Source organism: Amaricoccus sp., from assembly GCF_036846665.1.
Taxonomy (GTDB): domain Bacteria; phylum Pseudomonadota; class Alphaproteobacteria; order Rhodobacterales; family Rhodobacteraceae; genus Amaricoccus.
Window position 1 is genome coordinate 1 of record NZ_DAIUBO010000318.1, and the last position, 3,687, is coordinate 3,687.

Below are 3,687 nucleotides of genomic sequence, written 5' to 3' on the forward strand. Positions count from 1 at the left end.
GTGCTTCCTTCCATTCCGACGAATGGATCGCACCATCAAACCGTGGGATCAAACACCTAGCCCGGCAACCGGTACGGGACGAGCCGCCGCAAAACTGCTGGTCGATCACCCGGATTTGGTCTCAGACCGGATCCTTGTGAATGATGACGTCGGAATTCGGCACGGCATCGAGCAATGCGTGGCGGACGCCTGCCCCGATCTCGTGCGCCGCGTAGAGCGATTGCGCGCCGTCGAGTTCGAGATGGACCTGGATGAAGACCCGCGTGCCCGCCGTGCGGGTCTTGAGGTCGTGGAAGCCGATGACACCGGGATGGGCGGCGACGATGCCCGCGATCTTCTCGATCAGCTCGGGATCGGCGCGGCGATCCATCAGCGCGTCCCAGGCGGCGCTTCCGATGCGGCGCGCGCCGAGGACCAGCACGGCGCAGGCCGCGAGGGCCACGACCGGATCGAGCCAGTGCACGCCGAAGCGTGCCGAGGCGACGATCGCCAGAATCGCGCCCGCCGCGGGCAGGAGATCGGAGAGATAATGCAGCCGGTCAGCGGCGACGATGCGCGAGCCGGTGCGCGCCGCCACCCGACCCTGCCAGAGGATCAGCGCCAGCGTCACCGCCATCGAGAGGCCCATCACCGCCAGGCCGGTGGCCTCGGCCTCGAGCGGCTGGGGATGCGCGAATCGGCCGATCGCCTTCCAGCCGATCGCGGCCGCCGAGACCGCGACGAGGCTGGCCTGGCCGAGTGCCACCAGGTCCTCGACCGAGGAATGGCCGAAGGAATGGTCTTCGTCTGGTGGCTTGGCCGCATAGACGATGCCCGCCAGCCCCGCCGCTGAGGCGATGAGGTCGAGGGCGGAATCGGCCAGCGACGCGGCGATGGAGAGCGCGCCGGTGGCGGCGAGCGCCCAGAGCTTCAGCCCGACCAGCACGACGGCCACCGCCACCGATGCCAGCCCGGCCGAGAGATTCATTCGAAACGAGCGGTCCAATCTCGCGTCTTCACCGAAGCCGGGCAATGCCTTCGTCCCGAGTCGGCCCGATTTGATCAGACCTCGCGGCCAAAGACCAGCCGTCCGGTCGGCGCGCCCTCTGCGGGAAACAATCGGAACCGATCGGGCCCGGACATGCAGCGCAGTCTTCACCAAGGCGCCGCGGCGCGGGGCGGGCTGTATCGGCGGTTTTTCGCCGAGAACATGCAATCCCTGCTATCTTTGCGCGATCCATACTTGGCTTTCGGGTCAATCCAGAGGGTGATTACAGCATTCTTGGAAAATCTTCGGCAATCTGTTGGATTCATACCTTGTCAACTGACGGCCCGGCAAATAAACTGAGTGTTGAGCCCGGAATGAGAGCAGTCGGGACGGGCGGCCAACATGACTGCCATAGGAAGAAAGGCCGGCCATAGTGCATGCAGCACTTGCCGGAAAGGGGTGCAATGACTGAAGATCAGACGATAAGCCGCGGGGAATTGCTGGCGCTGACGGCGGAGATCGTATCGTCGCATGTGGCCAACAACAGTGTCGTGCAGAGCGACATGCCCGATCTCATCCAGTCGGTCTTTTCCAAGCTGAGCGATCTGGCGAGCGGCGAGGATGCGGCCTCGGTCGAACTGTCTCCGGCCGTTCCGGTCAAGAAATCGATCACGGACGACTACATCGTCTGTCTCGAGGACGGCAAGAAGCTCAAGATGCTCAAGCGGCATCTGATGACCGCCTACGGCATGACGCCGGAGGACTACCGGGCGAAATGGGGCCTCAAGCCCGATTACCCGATGGTCGCGCCGAACTACGCGCTAAAGCGTCAGGAACTGGCCAAGAAGATCGGTCTCGGGCGCAAGCCGGGCAGCAAGTCCTCCAAGCGATAGGCGCCACGCTTGCGCCTTCGGGCGCGTGCCGATAATCCGTCGCGTGCGGGCGAGCGTCCGCGCGCTCCTGCCTGTTGGCGACGGAACCGGATCGAATCGATGGCAAAACCCAAGGTCTTCGTGAAGACCTACGGCTGTCAAATGAACGTCTATGACAGCCAGCGCATGGAATCGGCGCTGGCCGCGGAGGGCTATGCCGCGACCGGATCGGCCGAGGGCGCGGATCTCATCCTGCTCAACACCTGCCACATCCGCGAGAAGGCGGCGGAGAAGGTATATTCCGAACTGGGCCGGCTGCGGGCGCTGAAGGCGCAGCGGCCCGGGCTGCGCATCGGGGTGGCGGGATGCGTCGCCCAGGCGGAAGGCGCGGAGATCCTCGAGCGCGCCCCGGTCGTCGACCTGGTGGTGGGGCCGCAGGCCTATCACCGGCTGCCGGCGATGCTCGAAGCGGTGGCGGCGGGCGCGCGCCCGGTCGAGACGGACTTCCCCCCCGAGGACAAGTTCGAGCATCTCCCGCGAGAGGGTCGGCGGAGCGCGGTTTCGGCGTTCCTCACGGTCCAGGAGGGCTGCGACAAGTTCTGCGCCTTCTGCGTGGTGCCCTATACGCGCGGCGCGGAGGTCTCGCGGCCGGCGGAGCGGGTGGTCGACGAGGCGCGTTCGCTGGTGGCCCGCGGCGCCGCGGAGATCACGCTGCTCGGGCAGAACGTGAACGCCTATGCCGATCCCGCCGGCGCGACGCTGGCCGGGCTGATCGCAAGGCTGGCGCGGATCGACGGGCTCGAACGCATTCGCTACACCACCTCGCATCCCAACGACATGGGCGCGGATCTGATCGCCGCGCATGGCTGCGAGGCCAAGCTCATGCCCTATCTGCACCTGCCGGTGCAATCGGGCAGCGACCGGGTGCTCCGGGCGATGAACCGCCGTCACACCGCCGCAGCCTATCTCGACCTCATCGGGCGGATCCGCGAGGCTCGCCCCGACATCGCCATGTCGGGCGATTTCATCGTGGGCTTCCCCGGCGAGACCGAGGCGGATTTCGAGGCCACGCTCGATCTGGTGGCCGAGGTCGGCTATGCGCATGCCTATTCCTTCGCCTATTCCGCGCGCCCGGGCACGCCGGCTGCCGGCCGGCCCGAGGTCGATCCCGAGGTCAAGGCGGACCGGCTGGCGCGGCTGCAGGCGCGGCTGACCGCGCAGCAGCGGGACTTCCAGAACGGCCTGGTCGGGAAGCTGCTGCCGGTGCTGCTGGAGCGGCCCGGTCGCATGCCGGGGCAGGTCGCCGGCCGTTCGCCCTATCTCAACGCCGTGCACCTCGATGCCGGGGCCGATCGGATCGGCAGCGTCGTCGCGGCCAGGATCCTGTCGTCGGGGTCGAATTCGCTGCACGCCGCGCTGGCATACTGAGCCTCCACGCCGCTGCCATCCGGCGGGGCGACTGCACCGCCGGCCGGCAATCCGCCTGCGCCTGAGACGCATTCCGCCCGATCGACTCGGCTTGCCGGCATCGAATCGGCCCCGACGCGGCGGCCGATCTCGCGCTCCTGGCGCGCCTGCCGGGATGGTGTCCCGCAGCGGGACATGGTATATCATATTGTTATTGTGGTGAATTTCATGAGTCTGGTTGGTTGAGCCCTCCTTGTCGGCGCTACCCGCGTCGCCACGCCATTCCCGGTTCGGAACAGCCGGTGTCCGGTCCATGCAACCGGATCCCACATGATACGAGCGGCCCTTCTGCCTGACCTCAATCCGGAGCCTCGGGACAGGGAAATGGCGAGGCGCCGGTGGCGCGTCGCCCGGTCCGGTCGCCCGGAGGCGCAAGCCGCA

The 3,687-nt window shown here is 67.1% G+C and carries 3 protein-coding genes; 2 read left to right on the top strand and 1 reads right to left on the bottom strand.

The features are described 5' to 3' along the window. Positions 1-121: 121 nt before the first annotated feature. The gene (locus V7050_RS19475) at positions 122-967 is read right to left on the bottom strand and encodes a cation diffusion facilitator family transporter (protein ID WP_324375861.1); all 846 of its coding nucleotides are present in this window, start codon (positions 965-967) and stop codon (positions 122-124) included. Between the two features lie 464 nt (positions 968-1,431). On the opposite strand from V7050_RS19475, the gene V7050_RS19480 reads away from it, so the two are divergent. Further along, positions 1,432-1,860, top strand: a complete 429-nt coding sequence (locus V7050_RS19480) for a MucR family transcriptional regulator (protein ID WP_324375863.1) — start codon at positions 1,432-1,434, stop codon at positions 1,858-1,860. Positions 1,861-1,959: 99 nt separating this feature from the next. Then, positions 1,960-3,267: a tRNA (N6-isopentenyl adenosine(37)-C2)-methylthiotransferase MiaB gene (gene miaB, locus V7050_RS19485; protein ID WP_324375864.1), complete on the top strand. Its 1,308-nt coding sequence runs from the start codon at positions 1,960-1,962 to the stop codon at positions 3,265-3,267. Positions 3,268-3,687 lie beyond the last annotated feature (420 nt).